Here is an 18,154-nt window from a genome sequence, read left to right on the forward strand (position 1 = left end):
CCCCAGGAAGGCGCCTCACTCACCGCTCGAGGCGCTGGTGCAGTCGTGCCGGCCGGTCAGTGACGACCAGCCGAGGGAGAACCTACTCCCACTTGGTGGCAAAGCTGAAGCCCACCGCCATGAAGGCGATGCCGACGACGAGGTTCCACTGCCCGAGGTCGTTGAAGACCCACAGGTTGGAGAGGTCGTCGGAGAAGACGTAGAAGGTGCAGATCCAGATCAGGCCGATGAGGAAGCAGGCCAGCATGCCCACCACGACGCCGCGGCCGCGGCCCAGCGGGGTGGAGGGGTGGGCGGACACGATGAGGCCCAGCATGAGCAGGCCGAAGCCGATGGCGTAGTTCCAGTCGCCGAGGTCCGAGACGGCCTTCGGGCTGCCGGGGACCGGCGGGACCGCCAGCGGGTTGCCGCGGCCCTGGACGTAGTAGAAGACCAGCCAGGCGATGCCGGCCACCATGAGCAGCAGGGCGATCATGAACCTGACGGTGAAGAGCGTGCTCCTCGCGTCGGGGGTGACCGTCTGGGACTTCGACACTGCTGCTCCTGTGGCTCGGCGGGAGGTTCTCCGGCGCTCGGCGGCACCGGTCGCAAGGCGGCGCGGCGCCCGACGGGGGGTTAGCGTAGTCGTCATGCCCCCCGAGTCCCACGATCGCCCCGGACGCCGCAGCGTCTGGCGCGTGGCGACGCCGGTCATCGTGCTGGTCAGCGGGGTGCTCTTCGGCGTCAGCGCCCAGCAGAGCGACGGCCTCGACCTCCGGGCCGGGCGGCTGACCGACCTCGCGTCGGTGGTGCGTGCCGAGCGCGACGAGGCCGGTGACCTCACCGCGCAGGCCGCTGCGCTCAACGCGGAGGTCGAGGCGCTCAGCGCCCAGCTCGGGGACCGCTCCGTCGGCCGGGTGCAGGACGAGATCGCGACCATCGTCGACCCCGCGGGCCTCACCGACATGGCCGGCCCGGCCGTGCAGGTGACCCTCGACGACGCCCCGCTCGAGGCCCGCCTGGCCTACGAGGGGGAGCCCAACGACCTCGTCGTGCACCAGCAGGACATCCAGGCCGTCGCCAATGCCATGTGGAACGCCGGCGCGGCGGCCGTCACCATCCAGGGCCAGCGACTCATCTCGACGACCGGCATCAAGTGCGAGGGCAACCAGGTGACGCTCAACGGGCTGCCGTACTCCCCGCCCTACGTCATCGTCGGCATCGGCGACCCGGACGCCATCCAGGCCGAGCTCACCACCGACCCGATCCTCGCGACCTACCGCGACTACACGCTCGTGCCGGGCGGCGGCGTCTCGTGGGACATGACCCCGCTCGAGACGGCGACGGCCCCGTCCTACACCGGCCTGCTCGACCTCACCTACGCGACGCCGATCCCGGAGTAGTCCCGGGAGCGACCCGCGGTGGCGTCGGCGTGGTCGGCGTCTCCGTCGGGAGCGTCGGCGTCTCGGTCGGCGTGGTGGGGGTCTCGGTCGGCGTCTCGGTCGGCGTGGTCGGCGTCTCGGTCGGTGTCTCGGTGGGCTCCACGAAGGCGGAGACGAAGATCGTCACCGTGCTGCCCTGGTCGGCGGTGCCGCCCACCGGGATCTGGTCCACGACCGTGCCCCGCGGCTCGACCGACGCCGCGTCGACGCGTACGTCGGGCACGAAGCCGGCCTCGCGGATGGTCCGCTCCGCCTCGCCCTGGCGCAGCCCGCGCACGTCCGGCACCTGCGCGGGGCCGTCGGAGTAGACGATCGTGATCGTGGTGCCGTCGGCGACGGAGGTGCCGGCGGGCGGCGCGGTGCTGAGCACCTGGTTGCGCGGCTCGTCGGAGTCCTCCTCCTCGAAGCGCACCTTGAGGCCCTGCTCGATCATCGCGGCGCGCGCGTCCTTGCGGAGGGTGCCGACGACGTAGGGCACCTCGACCTCGGGCCTGCCGAGCGAGAGCACGAAGTCGACCGACGAGTCCGGGTCGGCGAAGACGTCGCGGTTGGGGTCCTGCGAGATCACCAGGTCGGCCTCGACCGTCTCCGACGGCTCGCGGTCGACCTCGCCGACCCGGAGACCGGCGTCGACGATCTTCAGCCGCGCCTCCTGCTCGGTCAGCCCGACCAGGTTGGGCACCGGCAGGCGCTCCGGCGAGTCCTCGAACAGCAGCCCGTTGAGCGCCCACGCGCCCGCGCCGAGCAGCAGCACGGCCAGCAGTCCGCCGAGGATCCACCAGGCCGTACGACCGCGCGACTCCTGCGGCTCGCGCGGCGGTGGGCCGGAGGTCATCGTCGTGGTCGCGTCGGCCGGCGGGACCGCGGCGACGTACGCCGTCTCCGCCGCCGGCACGACCGCCGGCGCCTGGATCGGGTGGCCGGAGAGGTAGCGCTCGATGTCTGCCTTCATGGCCGCCGAGCTCTGGTAGCGGTCCTCGACGCGCTTGGCGAGGGACTTCATCACGATCGCGTCGATCTCGGGGTCGAGCTGGTCGTCGAGGTCGGACGGCGGGGCGGCCTGCTCGCGCACGTGCTGGTAGGCCACGGCGACCGGGCTGTCGCCGACGAAGGGCGGCCGGCCGGTCAGCAGCTCGTAGAGCATGCAGCCGGTCGAGTAGACGTCGGAGCGGGAGTCGACGGTCTCGCCGCGGGCCTGCTCGGGGGAGAGGTACTGCGCGGTGCCGACGACGGCCGCGGTCTGCGTCATCGTGGAGGACGCGTCGGAGATGGCGCGCGCGATGCCGAAGTCCATCACCTTGACGTCGCCCGTCGGCGTGAGCATCACGTTGCCGGGCTTGATGTCGCGGTGGATGATCCCGGCGCGGTGGCTGTAGTCGAGGGCGGACAGGACGCCGGCGGTGATCTCCAGGGCCCGCTCGGGCAGGATCTTGCGGCCCTCGCGGAGGATGTCGCGCAGCGTGCGGCCCTCGACGCACTCCATGACGATGTAGGGCTGGGCGACGCCGGACCCGTCGGTGGCCATCTCCTCGCCGGTGTCGTAGGTCGACACGATGGCGGGGTGGTTGAGCGACGCCGAGGACTGGGCCTCGCGGCGGAACCGGGCCTGGAAGGTGGCGTCGCTTGCGAGGTCGGTGCGCAGCCGCTTGACCGCCACGGTGCGCCCGAGGCGCAGGTCCTTGCCCTTGCGGACCTCCGCCATCCCGCCCCGGCCGAGCAGCTCCCCGAGCTCGTAGCGGCCGCCGATCAGCGTCGGATCGGACTGCGTCATCCCTCGTCGCCCTCTTCCTCGTCCTTCTGCTGACCCGGTGGCACCTTGGCCCAGTAGCTCACCGTCACCGTGTCACCCTCCTGGAGCGCCCCACTGGGCTCGACCGACACGACGACGCCCTCCGGCTGGTCACCGGGATTCGCCACCTCCACGCGCTCGGGGGTCAGCCCGAGGTCGCGCAGATCCTTCTCGACGTCCTTGGCGTCCCGCCCGACGAACGCGGCCGGGTCGACCTCGACGGTGGCCGGCTCGGTCTCGGTCGGCGTCTCCGTGGGTGTCTCGGTCGGTGTCTCGGTCGGTGTCTCGGTGGGCGTCTCGGTGGGCGTCTCGCTCGGGGTGTCCGACGGCGTGTCGGTCGGTGTCCCGGTGGGCGTCCCGCTCGGGGTGTCCCCGGGAGTCTGGGACGGAGCCGGGTCCTGCGACGCCGGGTCCGTGGGCTCGTCGGAGTCGCGCGTGCCGAGCCAGAAGGCCAGCAGCACGGCGGCCAGGACGGCCACGAGGCCGAGGACGAGCGGCCACGGCGTCGTACGCCGCTCGCGCTCGGGTGGCGGCGCGGCGACCGCCGCGGGCTCGGTCGCACCAGTGGCAGCGGCGGGGGCAGCGGCGGGGGCAGCGGCGGGGGCAGCGGCGGGGATGACCTGTGTGGCGGGGGCGGCGGCGACGGTCGGGGTCGCGGCGACGGTGGCCGTGCCGTCCACCGAGGCGGGGTCGCGCAGGGCGGCGGCGAAGGCGGAGCCGTCGGCGAACCGGTCCTCCGGCGCCTTGGCGAGCGAGCGGCGTACGACGCGCGCGAGGTCGGCGGGCACCGTGTCGGGCAGCTCGGGCACCGGGTTGCGGAGGTGGGCGATCGCGGTGGCGACCGGGGTGTCGGCGACGAAGGGCTTGCGGCCGACGAGGCACTCGAAGGCGACGACGCCGAGGGAGTAGACGTCGGAGGCCGCGCTTGCGGTGCGGCCCTCGGCCTGCTCCGGCGAGATGTAGGCCGGGGTGCCGAGGACCTGGCCGGTCTCGGTGAGCGCCATCCCCTCGGCTGCCCGGGCGATGCCGAAGTCGGTCACCTTGACGCGCCGGTCGGGGGTGACGATGAGGTTGGCCGGCTTGACGTCGCGGTGCACGATGCCGGCGGCGTGGGCGACCCCGAGCGCGTCGGCGGCCTGGGCGAGGAGGTCCTGCGTGGCCGCGGCGTCGAGCGGCGCGCCCGGTCGCAGCAGCGCCGAGAGCGGCTGGCCCTCGACGAGCTCCATCACGAGGTAGGGCCGCGGGGTGCCGGACCCGTCGGGGGCGGCGCCGGCGCCGTAGTCGAAGACGGCCGCGATGCCGGGGTGGTGGAGCGCAGCGGCGTGGCGGGCCTCGGTCTCGAAGCGCGTGCGGAAGAGCGCGTCGTCGGCGTACTCCGGCTTGAGGACCTTGACCGCGACCGCGCGCCCGAGGACGGTGTCGCGCGCCGCCCAGACCTCGCCCATGCCGCCGGTGGCGATGCGGGACTCGAGGACGTAGCGGCCGGCGCCGTCGACGTGGCCGCCGGGGGAGAGGGTGCTCACTGGCTGATCACCGCCTCCATGATCGCCTTGGCGATCGGGCCGCCGAGCCGGCCGCCGGCGATCTCGCTGCGGGAGGTGTCGCTGGACTGCACGAGCACGGCGACGGCGACCTGCGGCTCGTCGGCCGGGGCGAAGGAGACGAACCAGGCGTACGGCGGGCGGTCCGGCGTGGACTGCGCGGTGCCGGTCTTGCCGGCGACCTCGACGCCCGGGATCTGCGCCGGCGTGGCGGTGCCGGAGCTGACGGTCTCCACCATCATCCGGGTCAGCTCGTCGGCGGTCGTGCTGGAGATGGCCTTGCTGATCGTCTCGGGGTCGGTGCGGTCGAGCACCGAGAGGTTCGGCGCGCGCACCTCGTCGACGACATAGGGGCGCATCACGTCGCCGTCGTTGGCGATGGCGGCGACGACCATCGCCATCTGCAGCGGGGTCGCCGTCACGTTGGACTGGCCGATGCCCGACAGCGCGGTCTGCGGCGGGTCCATGTCGCGGGGGTAGAGCGACGTGGCCTGGCCGCCGAGGTCCTCGAGCGAGGTGGAGTTGAAGCCGAACGCCTCGGCCTGGTCGGCCATCGCCTCGACGCCCAGCTCGTTGGCCAGGCTGAGGAAGGTCACGTTGCACGAGACCTGGAGGGCCTGGGTGAGGGTGATCCGGCGCCCGCCGCAGTCGCCGCCGTCGTAGTTGCCGACCGACGTGGTGGACTGCGGCAGCTGGAACCGGAAGCCGCCCGGCACCATCGAGTCGGCGTCGTAGTCGCCCGACTCGATCGCGGCCGCGGCGGTCACGAGCTTGAACGTCGACCCCGGCGGCAGCGTCGTGCCGATGCCGCGGTTGATGAGCGGCTGGCGCGGGTCGTTGTTGAGCTCCTTGCTCAGGTCGGCCACCGCCCCGAAGTCGTGCGAGGCGAGGTTGTTGGGGTCGAAGGTCGGCGTCGAGGCCATCGCCAGCACGCGTCCGGTCGTCGGCTCGAGCGCCACGACCGCGCCCTGGGCGTCGCCCGGCAGGTTCTCCAGGCCCTCCCACGCGGCGTCCTGTGCAGCGGCGTCGATCGTCAGCTGGACGTTGCCGCCCTGGGGGTCGCTGTTGCTGAGCATGTCGACCAGCCGCGTGACGAACAGCCGCGAGTCGTCGCCGGACAGCACGGCGTTCTGCGACCGCTCGATGCCGGTCTGGCCGTAGAAGGAGAAGTAGCCGGTGACGGGGGCGTACTTGAGCGGCTGGGAGTAGGTGCGCTGGAACTCGTACCTGTCGTCGGACGGCACGCTGCGCGCGATCGCGTCGTTGCCGACGAGGATCGCGCCGCGCTCGCGCGAGTAGGCGGCGGTGACGACCCGGCGGTTGCGCGGGTCGTCGGACAGGTCGTCGGCGCGGACGTACATCAGGTAGGTCGAGTTGACCAGGAGTGCGAGGAAGAGCACCAGGCAGAAGACCGATACGACGCGGATGGGCTTGTTCACCGCAGCTTCACCACCTGGGTGCTCTCGCTGTCGGCCACCGAGTCGTCGACCGGGTCCAGGCGCGGAGCGGGGCGTCGGGCCTGGTCGGAGATGCGCAGCAGCAGGGCGACGACCACCCAGTTGGCCACCAGCGAGGAGCCGCCGTAGGAGAGGAACGGGGTGGTCAGGCCGGTCAGCGGGATGAGCCCGGTGACGCCGCCGATGACGACGAACACCTGCAGCGCGATGATCGCGCCCAGCCCGAGGGCCATCAGCTTGCCGAAGCCGTCGCGCGAGATCAGCGCGATGCGCAGCGCCCGCTCCACGATGAGGCCGTAGCAGAGCACGATCGCCATGACCGCGGTCAGCCCGAGCTCCTCGCCGACGGTGGAGAGGATGAAGTCGGAGTAGGCGAACGGCACCCGCTCCGGGAAGCCGTTGCCCAGACCGCGGCCGATCAGCCCGCCCCAGCCCATGCCGAACATCGCCTCGACGAGCTGGCCGCTGCCGGGGGACGCCTCGTAGTAGTCCATCGGGTGCAGCCAGAAGTTGAAGCGGTTCTGCACGTTGCCGACGAAGGTGTACGCCGCCAGCGCGCCGGCGGCGAACAGCAGTCCGCCGACGACCAGCCAGCCGGGCCGCTCGGTGGCGACGTAGAGCATGGCGAGGAACAGCCCGAAGAACAGCAGCGACGACCCGAGGTCGTTCTGCAGGACCAGGATCATCATCGAGACGCCGAACATCGCCAGGATCGGGCCGAGGTCGCGACCCCGGGGCAGGTCGACGAAGACCACCCGCCGCCCCGCGAGCGCCAGGGCGTCGCGGTGCAGCACGAGGTAGCCGGAGAAGGCGATGACGAGCAGCACCTTGGCGACCTCGCCGGGCTGGAAGCTGAAGCCGGCGACGTTGATCCAGATCCGGGCGCCGTTGATCTCGCCGCCGATGACGGGCAGGAACGGCAGGATGAGCAGCAGGATGCCGGCCAGGCCGGAGGTGTAGGTGAGCCGCTGCAGGGAGCGGTGGTCGCGCAGCAGGACGAGGGTGGCGACGAAGAGGATCACGCCGAGCGTCATCCAGGTCAGCTGCTGGCGGGCGAACGTGTGCTGGTCGAGCCCGTTGGCCTCGTAGGTGAGGTCGAGGCGGCGCAGGATGGCGAGGCCGAGGCCGTTGAGCGCCGCGACGAGCGGCAGCAGCACGGGGTCGGCGTAGGGCGCGACGATGCGCACGGTCACGTGGGCGACCACGATGAGGGCGGTCAGCCACCCGCCGTAGCCGGCCAGGTCGGCCGGGACCACTCCCTCGACGCCGAGGCCGACGGCGGCGTACGCCCCGATCCCGACGGCCAGCGCCAGGACGAGCAGGAACAGCTCCGCGCCCCGGCGGCGCCGGTGCACGAAGCCCATGAGGGCACCGTTCTGGCTCATCGACTCACCCCCGTCACTCCGAGCTGACGTCCTGGCGCGCCGCGTAGTTGTCCACGGTCAGCCGGGCGTCGTCGAGGTCGTCGGACTCGATGCCGTCACGCACCGCTTCGGCGTCGATCTCGCTGAGCAGGTCGAGGTCGACGTCGGTGAGCTCGTAGGGGTGGGACAGCGAGAGGCCGGGCAGGTCGGCGTCGATGCCGCGGAAGATCGCGACCCGGCCGTCGTGCTCGGCGACGTAGAACTGCTGCTGGCTCCACGACCACCCCGCTGCGAGGACGACCCAGGCCAGGCCGAGCAGGATGGCGGCGACGAGCAGCCGGCGCAGCCACGCGTAGCGGCCCGGGGGCCGCGGCGCGTAGCGGGCGGCCTCGGGGTCGATCGGGTCGGCGGCGAAGGCTCCAGCCGGCACGTCGGCCGGCACGGGCGGGATCTCGCCGGTGTCGCCGGAGCGGTGCCCGCGGAACAGCCCGCCGACGGCGCCGCCGAGCGGCATCCGCCGCGGCAGGTCGGCCGCCGCCCCCACCAGCAGCGGCTGGAGGTCCGGGTCGGGTGCCTCCTCGGCGACGTCGGCCACGATGCAGGTCACGTTGTCGGTGCTGCCGGCCTCGAGGCTCGCGCGCACCATCTCGACGGCGGCGAAGTCGGGGGTGCCGGTGGAGAGGATGTCGGCCATCCGCTCGGGGCCCAGCGTGCCGCAGGCGCCGTCGCTGCAGATGAAGATGCGGTCGCCGGGCTCGGCCGGGACCTCGAACAGGTCGGGCTCCTCGTGGCGGATGCCGTCGAGCGCCTTGAGGATGAGGTTGCGGTGCGGGTGGCTCCGCGACTGCTCCTCGGTGATGCGGCCCTCGTCGATGAGGGACTGGACGAAGGTGTGGTCGTGGGTGAGCTGGCGCAGCTCGCCGCGGCGGTAGAGGTAGGCCCGGCTGTCGCCGATGTGGCCGATGCCGAAGCGGCGGCCGTCGAAGAGCGCGATCGTCGCGGTGGTCGAGGTGCCGTTGAGGGCTGGGTCCTCCTCCACCAGCTCCGCGATCCGGTCGTCGGCACGGTGCACGCCGCCGGCGACCTGGCCGAGGATGTCGTCGTCGGGCTCCTGGTCGAGCTTGCGCAGCGCCTGCACGGCGGTGCTCGAGGCGAGGTCACCGCGTACGGCGCCGCCGACGCCGTCGCAGACGGTGAGGAGCCAGGGCCCGGCGTAGCCGCTGTCCTGGTTCTCGCGGCGTACGCGCCCGACGTCCGAGATCGCCGAGTAGTGGAGGTACATCACTTGCGCAGCTCCAGGATCGTCTTGCCGACGCGGACCTGGGTGCCGATGCCGATGGTGGTCGGCTGCGTGATCCGGACGGGGCCGACGTAGGTGCCGTTGGTCGAGCCGAGGTCCTCCACGAACCACTCGTCGCCGCTGGCGACGACCCGGGCGTGGCGCGTGGAGACGTAGTCGTCGTCGAGCTTGATCGCGGCGTCGCTGCCCCGACCGATGAGGAGGGGCGCGTCGGCCAGCTCGGCGCGGATGCCGCTGTTCTCGCCGTCTACCACGAGGAGGTGGGTGGGGGCGCCGCGGCGGGGCTTGCGGGCCTTGGGGGCCTTGCCGGACTTGCGACCGGAGGGCGCGGGCGCGCCGCCGCGCGCTGTCTCCGGCACTCGGGCGCCGAACATGTCGGAGCGGATCACCGAGATCGCCGAGAGGACGAAGATCCAGAGGATGGCCAGGAAGGCCACGCGGACGAGGAACAGGGTCAGCTCAGACATTCCATCCCCCGGCCTCGTCGCGTCCGCCGTCGATGCGGACCGTCATCTCGGTGTGCCCGATCTTGATCGTCGAGCCGTCGCGCAGGCGGGCGCGGGCGACCTTGGTGCCGTCGACCAGGATGCCGTTGGTCGAGCCGAGGTCGACCGCCTCGACGCCGTCGATGCTGACCTCCAGCTCGAGGTGGCGCCGGCTGACGCCGGGGTCGTTGATGCGCAGGTCGGCCTCGGTGCCGCGGCCGATCACCAGGCCGGGCGGGCGCAGCGGGTGGCGGGTCCCGTTGACCTCGAGCGTGGCGTGGGAGGACCGGGTCCGCGTGCGGTGGTCGTTGTCGGTCACGCTCGCCTGCGCCTTGCTGCGGATCCGGAAGCGACCGGTGGTGAGGTCCTCGGCGGGCTCGAAGGCGATCGAGATCGGGCCGGTGAAGACGTAGCCCTGCGCGTCGGCGTGGTCCTGCAGCTGGTCGACGAGGTCCTGCTCGAGCGCCCGCCCCAGGCCGACGATGCGCTCGAGGTCGGTGGCCGACAGCTCGACGTGGAAGTCGTTGGGCACCAGGCGTCGCTGGCGGCTGAGCACCTGGGCGTTGTTGTCGCACTCGCGCTGCAGCGCGGCGGCGATCTCCACCGGCTGCACGGCGCTGCGGAAGGCGCGGGCGAAGACCCCGGAGATGGCGGACTCCAGCCGCTGCTCGAAGCGTTGCAGGGGGTTCATCCTCAGGCCTCCTCTCCTCGCGGTGACGTCTCGTCGTGGTGGGCAGGCATCAGCCACCGCCCGGTCGGTGCGGCCAACCGTACCGGCCGCGTACGGGCAGGTGCGGGCACCGCCCCGCCGTGGGGGTGGCCGTGTGGGCGGCCGTACGGGTGGCTCCGTCGACGCCCGCCAGCCGATTGGGAGCGTCCCGCGGGCTTGGGGTAGCCTGAGCCCCGCTTCACGCGCGAGTGGCGGAACGGCAGACGCGCTGCGTTCAGGTCGCAGTGTCCGAAAGGGCGTGGGGGTTCAAATCCCCCCTCGCGCACCACTGCGAAGGCCCCGGGTCACCCCGGGGCCTTCGTCGTTCTCCGAGCGGTGCGCCGACGCCGCCGATCAATGCTGATGCGCGTTTGTCCACGTTTCTGTACACTTCCGACCATGGAGCAGACAGACGCGAGGGGCCGGCCCGGGATCGACGTCCCCGACGCGCGTGGCCGCACCGGCCTCGACCGGGTCGGGCGCGGCCTCGGCGGCAACCCCGACGTGGTGGTCCGCGACGTCGAGCTGCTGGCCGCCGGGTGGCACGTGCTGCGGCGCACGACGTTCGACTACCGCGACTCCCACGGACGGTGGAGCACGCAGCAGCGGGAGACGTACGACCGGGGCAACGGCGCCACGATCCTCCTGCACGACCGCGACCGGCGCACGGTGCTGCTGACCCGGCAGTTCCGGTTCCCGGTCTACGTCAACGGGCACCCCGACGGCATGTTCGTCGAGACCGCGGCGGGCCTGCTCGACGACGACGACCCGCTGACGGCGATCCGCCGCGAGACCGCGGAGGAGCTCGGGGTCACGGTCGGGGAGGTGACACCCGTGTTCGACCTCTGGATGAGCCCCGGGTCGGTCACCGAGCGCCTGCACTTCTACGCCGCTCCCTACACGCCGGCCGACCGCACCGGCGCCGGCGGCGGGCTGGCCGACGAGGGGGAGGACATCGAGGTGCTCGAGCTCGACGTCGACGACGCGCTCGCCCGGGTGGGCGGCGACATCGCCGACGCCAAGACCGTCCTGCTGCTGCAATGGGCGGCTCTGTCGGGGCCCTTCGCTCGGCGCTGACCGCCCCTCAGGCGAAACCAGCCCCGGCGTCCACCACCGGCACGCCGAGGGCCACCAGCTCGCGGACGGTGCGGGAGTCCGCGGACGCGTCGGTGATGACGCCGGCGACCCGGTCCAGGGCGAGCACGCCGAACGGGGAGGCGGCGCCCATCTTCTCCACGCTCGCCAGCACGTAGGTCTCGGCGGCTCGGTCGGCGAGCAGCCGCTTCATCGCGGCCTCGTCTGCGTCCCCCGTGGTGAGCCCGGCCTCGGGGTGCACGCCCGTGACGCCGAGGAAGAACAGGTCGGCGGAGACCGCCGCCGCGGCCTCGGCTGCCGCGGCCCCGGACGTGACGGCCGAGTGCTTGAAGAGCCGGCCACCCAGCACGACCACCTCGGCGGTGGGGTGCTCGACCAGGGCCGCCGCGACGGTGACGCTGTGGGTCACCACGGTCACGGCGAGGTCCGCGGGGAGCGCCCGGGCCACCTCCAGCGCGGTCGTGCCGCCGTCGAGGAGCACGGTCGACCCGGACGGCACCAGGGCCACGGCGGCGGCCGCGACGCGCCGCTTGCTGTCGGTCGCGACGCTGCCCCGGGCGGCGTAGTCGCCGACCGCCGGCGAGACGGGCAGCGCGCCGCCGTAGACCCGCTGGCACAGCCCGGCCGCGGCCAGCTCGCGCAGGTCGCGTCGTACGGCGTCCTCGGTGACGCCGAGCTCCGCCGCGACGTCCTTGGCCACGACCCGCCCCTCGTCCCGCAGGCGGGCGAGCAGGAAGTCCCGCCGTTGTGCGACCAGCATGCGTTGCCTCCCGTCGGTGCCCGGCGCCCTGCCTCGCGGGTCAGTCTCCCGCACGGGTGGCCGGCGGAGCGCGGTGGCGGGACGCGGGGGCTCCGGTGTCTGGAGTCACCGGATATCCGGGGACCGCCGGGACAACGCGGAAGATCCGAGCCACCGGGTGACTCGGATCTTCCGCGTTCCCGCGGACGGCCGTCAGCGCAGGTAGCGCCTCGCCACCACGTCCGGCTGGTCCACCGGTGTGCCGCGCTCCATGGTCCAGGCGAGCCGCACCAGCCCGGCGTGCGACCACGTGAGCGGGGTCGCGGCGCGGGTGCCCTCGCCGGCGGGGCAGCACGCCTCGCCGGTGGGCGCCCGACCGTCCCAGACCTGCTCGGAGATCATGTCGCTGCTGCCGGCGGCCGCGGCCATGGCGGCGAGGTGGACCGTCGCGTCCTGGCCAGCGGTGACGGCGTACTCGCCGCGCTCGCCGGTGAGCAGCGGCCACGCGCGACCCAGCGTGGTGCCGGTGTCGTCCTCGGTGATCTCCCACTGCCCGCCGTCGAGGGTCTCGCCGTAGCCGTCGAAGCTGAAGCGGTGCCAGTAGGGGCCGTTGGGCGTCTCGACGCGCAGGTCCGCGTCGACGACGGCGAGGGTGGAGACAACGTCGCGGTCCTCCGGTGGGAGCAGGCCCAGGCGCACCAGGTCGAGGAAGCTGGGGTCGACCACGCGGCGCTGGTCGACCTCGGACGGCCCGCCGTCGCCGATCGCGTACTCCGTGCCCCTGTCCGGGCGGCCGTCCTTGGTGATGCGCAGGAAGTACGGCGCCTCGCTCAGCGGGCCGGTCGTCGTGACCGTCCAGTCCTTGACCTTGGCGTGCCAGCGGTCGGCGAGCCGGAGCCAGCGCCGCGCCGAGGCCCGGTCGCCGTTGCGGCGGGCGATGTCGGCGGCGCAGACGAGGCCGGCGACCTGGGTGGCGATCGAGTTGGGGGAGTAGCCCGACTGGTTCTCCCAGCGTTCCTGCGGGGAGTACGGCGCCCGGCGGCCGGTCTCCTCGTCGCGGAAGCGCACCAGGAAGTTCGCCGCCCTCTTGACGCCCCGGTAGGTGCGGGGGCCGTCGCGGCCGACGAGGTGGGCCAGCACGATCGGCAGCGCGACCTCGTCGAGCTGGAGCTCCGACCACACCGGCGTGCCCTCGACGTCGGAGTTCTGCGGGAAGGAGCCGTCGGGCTGCTGCTGGACGTCGAAGAGCCAGTCGACCGACCGACGCGCGGCCGCCTTGTCGCCCATCGCCCACAGCGCGGTGCCGAACTGGTAGGAGTCACGCGACCAGACCAGGTGGTAGGCGCCCGACGGCGAGGAGAGGTCCTTGACCTCGTCGCCCCAGACCCACGGGGCCGACGGCGACGCGACCAGCGCGCCCGGGTTGAGCTTGTCCTCCGCCGCGGCGAGGACGAGCGCGGAGGCGAGGTACTGCGCCCGCACGCCGGCCGCGCTGTCGGGGACCCGCTTCAGCGAGCGGACGTAGCGGTGCCAGCCGCGGTCGTAGCGCGCGGCGGTCGCGCGGGCCCCGGAGCGCACGCTCGCCGTGGCGGTGCGCAGCGCGTCGCGCCCGTCGGTGCCGTAGCCGAGGACCAGCGTCGCGCGCTGCTCGCCCGGCAGGCCGGTGATGCCGCTGACCCGGCCGGTCTGCACGACGTTGCCGGGACCGGCGCGGCGCCCGCCGTCGTCGAGGCGGTGGTCGCCCTCGAGGTCGGTCCAGCCGTCGTCGCGGCCGAGGACACCGGTGCTGGTGCGGCCGAACCGCGGCCGGGACACCAGGGCGGAGGCGACCGGCTCGGAGCGGTCGGTCGCCACCAGTCCGTCCCGGCCCGAGCGGCCCGAGTCGTCCATGCCGGAGTTGGCCAGTGCCGGGTCGTGGACGGCGTACAGGCGGTAGTGGCCGCCGTCGAGGGACTCCAGGCGGACCCGTACGACGAGCGCGTCCCGCCGCGGGTCGGTGACGAAGGTCTTCGTGATCCGGTAGCGGCCGGACGTCGCGGTGCCGACCTGCCGGAAGCGGAGGCTCCGCTCGTCGGGGCGGGTCGTGACGACGTCGACGTCCTCGGTCTCCAGGTCGGTGAACGTGCGCCCGTCGGTGACCACGAGCTCGAGGCTGCGGGTGCTCGGCGTGGAGAGGTCGGGGTGGAAGACCTCGCTCACCCGCCCGTCCTGGAGCGTGAACCAGACGTTGCTCCGCCGGGTCCGGGCGGTGCCGAACCCCGCCTTGTCGGCCTCAGTCCACTGGCTCTTCGTCCCGCGCGCCGGCGCGTCGTCCACGGCAGGACCAGCAGCAGCGGAGGACGGAGCGACCAGGGCGGTGGCCACCAGGGCGAGGGCGGTGGGGCCGATGAGGGTACGCAGGGGCATGGGGGCCTCCGGGAGTCGGTTCCTCCCGTCGTACTCGCCCCGGGACGCCGCAGCCACACCCCGGCGGGTGCCCGGCCGGACGCGGGGCGGCAGCAGACTGGTGGCGTGGACGAGCCGACCGAGGACGAGAAGTGGCTGGTGGTCGACGGCCGGCGCTGGCGGCGCACGGATCCCTCGATCCCCGACGACGAGCTGGCCCGGCTCAAGTCGCACCTCGGGCGCGGACGCTCAGGGGTCCGCACGGCCGCGGACGACGCGGAGCTGGCGGCCACCCGGCACCGCACCCAGCTGGCCAAGGTCGGCCTCGGCGAGCGCGGCACCGCCTGGTGGGAGCAGAGCGACGCCGAGCGCCGCGAGCGCTGGGAGTCCGCGCTGGCCGAGCTGGACGCCCTCGACAAGTGATCACGAACGGCGGGGATACTCGCCGGGTGACCCCCCAAGCCCCCCAGCCCGGCGCCGAGAACCTCGCCGAGCCGCTGCGGTCGCGCTTCAGCGTGAGCGTGTACGACGACTCCCACCGGCTGACCCCGGAGGAGGTCGAGACCCTGCTGCGCGCCGCCCAGTGGGCGCCGAGCGCGGGCAACAGCCAGCCGTGGCTGTTCTTCGTGTGCGTGCCCGGCACGGCCAACCACGACCGGCTCGTCGCCGCGCTCAGCCGGGGCAACTCCGGCTGGGTGTCGCGGGCCTCGGTGGTCTTCGTGACGGCGGCCCACGTCCGCACCGGCGCCGAGCCGGACGCCCCGGCCTACAGCGACTACGCCCTGCACGACGTCGGCCAGGCCGCGGCCCACCTGACCCTCCAGGCGCGCGCGATGGGGCTGCACGCCCACCAGTTCGCCGGCTTCGACCACGACGCGCTCGCCGACGCGCTCGGCGTACCCCCCACCCACCGGCTGCTCACCGGCATCGCCGTCGGCGTGCAGGGCGACCCCGCTGACGTCGACGAGCGCACCGCGGCGCGCGACCACCGCGACCGGGTGCGGCGCCCGCTGGGCGGGTGGGCCTTCGGCGGCCGCTTCGGCGAGCTGCCGATCCCGGACGGACTGGCAGACTCGGCGTCATGACTACTCTCTCCGACTTCTCGGCGGTCGCCATCGACGGGACCGACGCGGACCTCTCGCAGTACGCCGGCAAGGTCGTGCTGGTGGTCAACACCGCCTCGCAGTGCGGGTTCACCGGGCAGTACAAGGGCCTCCAGCAGCTCTGCGACACCTACGCGGAGCGCGGCCTGGTGGTCCTCGGCTTCCCGTGCGACCAGTTCGGCGGCCAGGAGCCCGGCGACGAGGCGGAGATCTCGGACTTCTGCGAGCGCAACTTCGGGGTCACCTTCCCGCTCTTCGCGAAGGTCGAGGTGAACGGCTCGGGCCAGCACCCCCTGTTCGGCTGGCTGAAGGACTCCAAGGGCGGCATGCTCGGCAGCAAGATCAAGTGGAACTTCACCAAGTTCCTCGTCGGTCGCGACGGGCAGGTCATCGAGCGCTACGCGCCGACGACGGAGCCGGAGAAGCTGGCCGACGACATCGAGAAGGCGCTCGGGGCGGGGCAGTGACCCGGGCCGGCGCCGTCGCCGCTGCGGTCCTGGCCGCGGTCGCGGGCCTGGTGGCTCCTGCGACGGCGAGCGCCGTCGAGGCCCGTGCCGAGACCCGTGCCCGGATCGACGCCCCGGCCACCCGGCAGGCCGACACGGTCGTCGGCTCCGGCACCCCCGCCTCCTGCACCTCGCGGGCCGTGGTCCGCGCCGTGGCCAGGGGCGGCGTGGTCGCCTTCGACTGCGGACCCCAGCCGGTCACGATCGCGATGAAGAAGACCGCGAAGGTGGTCAACACCTCCGCGAAGGTCGTGCTCGACGGCGGCGGCCTGGTCACCCTGAGCGGCCAGGGCCGGCGCCGCATCCTCTACATGAACACCTGCGACCGCGCGCAGGTGTGGACGACGTCGCACTGCAACGACCAGGCCGAGCCCCGGCTGGTGGTCAGGCGGATGCGCTTCGTCGACGGCGACGCGACCGGTGAGACCACCGACGGCGGGGGCGGCGGCGCGATCTTCGTCCGCGGCGGCCGGCTGCGCATCGTGGACTCGCAGTTCGCCGGCAACCGCTGCGACCCGACCGGCCCCGACCTCGGAGGCGGCGCCGTCCGGGTGCTCGACCAGCACCGCGACCGCCCCGTCGTCGTACGCCGCTCGAGCTTCACCGGCGGCCGGTGCAGCAACGGCTCCGCGCTGAGCAGCATCGGCGTCTCGTGGCGCGTCGTGTCCTCGACGTTCTCCGACAACCGCGCCGTCGGACGCGGGGCCAACCCGGCGCGACCCGGGACGCCCGGCGGCGGGTCGGGCGGTGCCATCTACCTCGACGGCGACGCCATCCACCTCACGGTCGAGGACTCCACGATCACCGGCAACCACGCGCGCGAGGGCGGCGGCGCGATCTTCTTCGTCTCCAACGACCGCACCGGCACCCTGACGGTGCGCGGCTCGACGCTGACCGACAACCCGAGCGAGGGCTTCGAGACGATCCCGGGGATCTTCTTCCTCGGTGCGAGCCGGACGATCACCGACTCGGTCGTGCGCTAGCGCCCCTGCCCCGGCAGCGTGGGTGCGTCGGGGCCGACCCGCTCGGCGAGCCACTGCGCGACCTGCGCCTCGGTGGGGGCGAGGCCGTCGCTGATGACGTGCGGTGCGACGCGGGAGAAGTAGTCGGTCACCATCCCGTCGGACTCGCGCACCAGCACCCCGGCCGCCTCGCCGTCGACGATCCACGACCCGAGCACCACGCGGTTGCCCTCGAAGCTCGGCAGGTCGGTGTACTGCTGGTAGACGAAGCCCTCGGCGCCGTAGTCGCCGGGCATCACCACGTCCTCGAGCATGTCGTCGAGGTGGATCCGGATGTTGTCGCCCTCCCGGCCGTGGAGCGGCTTGGCCACCCAGCGCTCGAGCTCGCGCGGCTCGTCGAAGTACGCCGGCAGCAGCAGGCGGTGGCGCGGGTAGAGCTCCCAGAGCACCGGCAGCAGCGCCTTGGTGCTGAGCAGCACCTTCCAGGCCGGCTCGATCCACTTCGTCGGGATCCGCTCGGCCCGGTCCACGATGAAGCGGCCGAACGGCTCGGCCAGCATCTGCTCCCAGGCGTAGAGCTTGAAGGCGGTGCGGACCGGGTCGTCGTGGACGTCGCGGTACTCCCGCGCGTCGGGGTTCCAGCCGACCTCCGCCATCGGGTGCGCGAGCGCGATCCACCCGGCTTGGACCGCGGTGTCCATGAGGTAGCCGACGGTCATCTCCATCTCGCCGCCGTCGTAGCTGTCCTCCTCGCCGAGGTCGTAGAGCAGGTGCAGCTGCTGGCCCGGGAAGTGGCCCGAGCGGCGCAGCTTGCGCCAGCCGGAGACGAGGCGGTCGTGCACGGAGTTCCACTGGTCCATCTCCGGCATCACGTCCTCCATCCAGCGCCACTGGATGACGCCGGTCTCCACGAGGCCGGTGGGGGTGTCGCCGTTGATCTCGAGCATCTTGACCGAGCCGTCGGCGCCGTAGGCGAGGTCGAAGCGCGCGTAGAGCGCGGGGTCACCGTCGGCGATGGAGCGTCGCACCACGTCGAGCGTGCCGGCGGGCAGGCCGAGGCGCTGGTCGGTCATCGTCGTGGCCATGTGCGAGACGGCCTGCAGGCACATCTCCCACAGCTCCTCGGTGGCGGCCTCGAGGAGCTCGACCTCCTCCATCGTCAGCTCGTACCACGCCTCCTCGTTCCAGTAGGGCAGCTCCGAGCCGTCGGGCCGGGGCGTGGTCGGGAAGACCAGGCCCTGCTCGACGACGGTGGTGCGCCAGTCGGGGCGGGGGCGGGAGCGGTGCCGCCACATCAG

17 protein-coding genes and 1 tRNA gene are annotated in these 18,154 nt (G+C 73.2%); 7 read left to right on the plus strand and 11 right to left on the minus strand.

The window, feature by feature from the left end; all coding sequences use genetic code 11:
* Positions 1-82: 82 nt before the first annotated feature.
* Entirely contained in the window at positions 83-694 is a 612-nt protein-coding gene (locus HN031_RS07515) for a cell division protein CrgA (protein ID WP_322423702.1), read from the minus strand.
* On the opposite strand from HN031_RS07515, the gene HN031_RS07520 reads away from it, so the two are divergent.
* Positions 630-1,382 (plus strand): DUF881 domain-containing protein, encoded by a 753-nt coding sequence (locus HN031_RS07520; RefSeq protein WP_172268406.1) that lies wholly within the window; start codon positions 630-632, stop codon positions 1,380-1,382. The genes HN031_RS07515 and HN031_RS07520 overlap by 65 nt on opposite strands.
* On the opposite strand, the gene pknB is transcribed toward HN031_RS07520, so the two are convergent.
* The 7 genes from pknB to HN031_RS07555 are packed head-to-tail and all read right to left on the minus strand — an operon-like array spanning position 1,354 to position 10,048.
* Complete coding sequence (gene pknB / locus HN031_RS07525; RefSeq protein ID WP_172268409.1) at positions 1,354-3,192, minus strand: Stk1 family PASTA domain-containing Ser/Thr kinase; 1,839 nt, start codon at positions 3,190-3,192, stop codon at positions 1,354-1,356. The genes HN031_RS07520 and pknB overlap by 29 nt on opposite strands.
* Entirely contained in the window at positions 3,189-4,733 is a 1,545-nt protein-coding gene (locus HN031_RS22255) for a serine/threonine protein kinase (protein WP_172268412.1), read from the minus strand. Before HN031_RS22255 ends, pknB begins: the two co-directional genes overlap by 4 nt.
* Entirely contained in the window at positions 4,730-6,190 is a 1,461-nt protein-coding gene (locus HN031_RS07535) for a penicillin-binding transpeptidase domain-containing protein (protein WP_172268415.1), read from the minus strand. Before HN031_RS07535 ends, HN031_RS22255 begins: the two co-directional genes overlap by 4 nt.
* The gene (locus HN031_RS07540) at positions 6,187-7,593 is read right to left on the minus strand and encodes an FtsW/RodA/SpoVE family cell cycle protein (protein ID WP_172268418.1); all 1,407 of its coding nucleotides are present in this window, start codon (positions 7,591-7,593) and stop codon (positions 6,187-6,189) included. Before HN031_RS07540 ends, HN031_RS07535 begins: the two co-directional genes overlap by 4 nt.
* Positions 7,594-7,606: 13 nt before the next feature.
* Positions 7,607-8,854, minus strand: coding sequence for a PP2C family serine/threonine-protein phosphatase (locus HN031_RS07545; RefSeq protein WP_172268421.1), 1,248 nt, complete (start codon positions 8,852-8,854; stop codon positions 7,607-7,609).
* On the minus strand, positions 8,854-9,339 hold the full coding sequence (locus HN031_RS07550) for an FHA domain-containing protein (protein ID WP_172268424.1): 486 nt from the start codon (positions 9,337-9,339) through the stop codon (positions 8,854-8,856). Before HN031_RS07550 ends, HN031_RS07545 begins: the two co-directional genes overlap by 1 nt.
* Positions 9,332-10,048 (minus strand): DUF3662 and FHA domain-containing protein, encoded by a 717-nt coding sequence (locus HN031_RS07555; protein WP_172268427.1) that lies wholly within the window; start codon positions 10,046-10,048, stop codon positions 9,332-9,334. Before HN031_RS07555 ends, HN031_RS07550 begins: the two co-directional genes overlap by 8 nt.
* Before the next feature lie 221 nt (positions 10,049-10,269).
* Between HN031_RS07555 and HN031_RS07560 the strand changes: the two genes are divergently transcribed.
* A tRNA-Leu gene (locus tag HN031_RS07560) sits at positions 10,270-10,355 on the plus strand.
* Between the two features lie 110 nt (positions 10,356-10,465).
* Positions 10,466-11,143, plus strand: coding sequence for an NUDIX domain-containing protein (locus HN031_RS07565; RefSeq protein ID WP_172268430.1), 678 nt, complete (start codon positions 10,466-10,468; stop codon positions 11,141-11,143).
* Positions 11,144-11,150: 7 nt separating this feature from the next.
* Here the strand turns inward: HN031_RS07565 and HN031_RS07570 are convergent, their stop codons facing one another.
* Together HN031_RS07570 and HN031_RS07575 are read right to left on the minus strand one after the other, a co-directional pair.
* A complete protein-coding gene (locus tag HN031_RS07570; RefSeq protein ID WP_172268433.1) occupies positions 11,151-11,921 on the minus strand; it encodes a DeoR/GlpR family DNA-binding transcription regulator in 771 nt (256 codons plus the stop codon).
* 192 nt (positions 11,922-12,113) lie between these two features.
* Positions 12,114-14,306, minus strand: a complete 2,193-nt coding sequence (locus HN031_RS07575) for a glycoside hydrolase family 15 protein (RefSeq protein WP_172268436.1) — start codon at positions 14,304-14,306, stop codon at positions 12,114-12,116.
* A gap of 105 nt (positions 14,307-14,411) precedes the next feature.
* Between HN031_RS07575 and HN031_RS07580 the strand changes: the two genes are divergently transcribed.
* Genes HN031_RS07580 through HN031_RS07595 form a run of 4 tightly spaced genes read left to right on the plus strand, consistent with a single transcriptional unit; the run spans position 14,412 to position 16,877 of the window.
* Positions 14,412-14,708 (plus strand): biopolymer transporter Tol, encoded by a 297-nt coding sequence (locus HN031_RS07580; protein WP_172268439.1) that lies wholly within the window; start codon positions 14,412-14,414, stop codon positions 14,706-14,708.
* A gap of 26 nt (positions 14,709-14,734) precedes the next feature.
* The gene (locus HN031_RS07585) at positions 14,735-15,370 is read left to right on the plus strand and encodes a nitroreductase family protein (RefSeq protein WP_172268442.1); all 636 of its coding nucleotides are present in this window, start codon (positions 14,735-14,737) and stop codon (positions 15,368-15,370) included.
* Entirely contained in the window at positions 15,367-15,855 is a 489-nt protein-coding gene (locus tag HN031_RS07590; protein WP_172268445.1) for a glutathione peroxidase, read from the plus strand. The genes HN031_RS07585 and HN031_RS07590 overlap by 4 nt, the downstream gene beginning before the upstream one ends.
* A complete protein-coding gene (locus HN031_RS07595; protein WP_172268448.1) occupies positions 15,852-16,877 on the plus strand; it encodes a hypothetical protein in 1,026 nt (341 codons plus the stop codon). The genes HN031_RS07590 and HN031_RS07595 overlap by 4 nt, the downstream gene beginning before the upstream one ends.
* Here the strand turns inward: HN031_RS07595 and HN031_RS07600 are convergent.
* Positions 16,874-18,151, minus strand: coding sequence for a glutathionylspermidine synthase family protein (locus HN031_RS07600; protein WP_172268451.1), 1,278 nt, complete (start codon positions 18,149-18,151; stop codon positions 16,874-16,876). The genes HN031_RS07595 and HN031_RS07600 overlap by 4 nt on opposite strands.
* Positions 18,152-18,154: the final 3 nt, after the last annotated feature.

Origin of the sequence: Nocardioides sp. zg-1308 (genome assembly GCF_013155375.1) — a bacterium.
Classification (GTDB): Bacteria; Actinomycetota; Actinomycetes; order Propionibacteriales; family Nocardioidaceae; genus Nocardioides; species Nocardioides renjunii.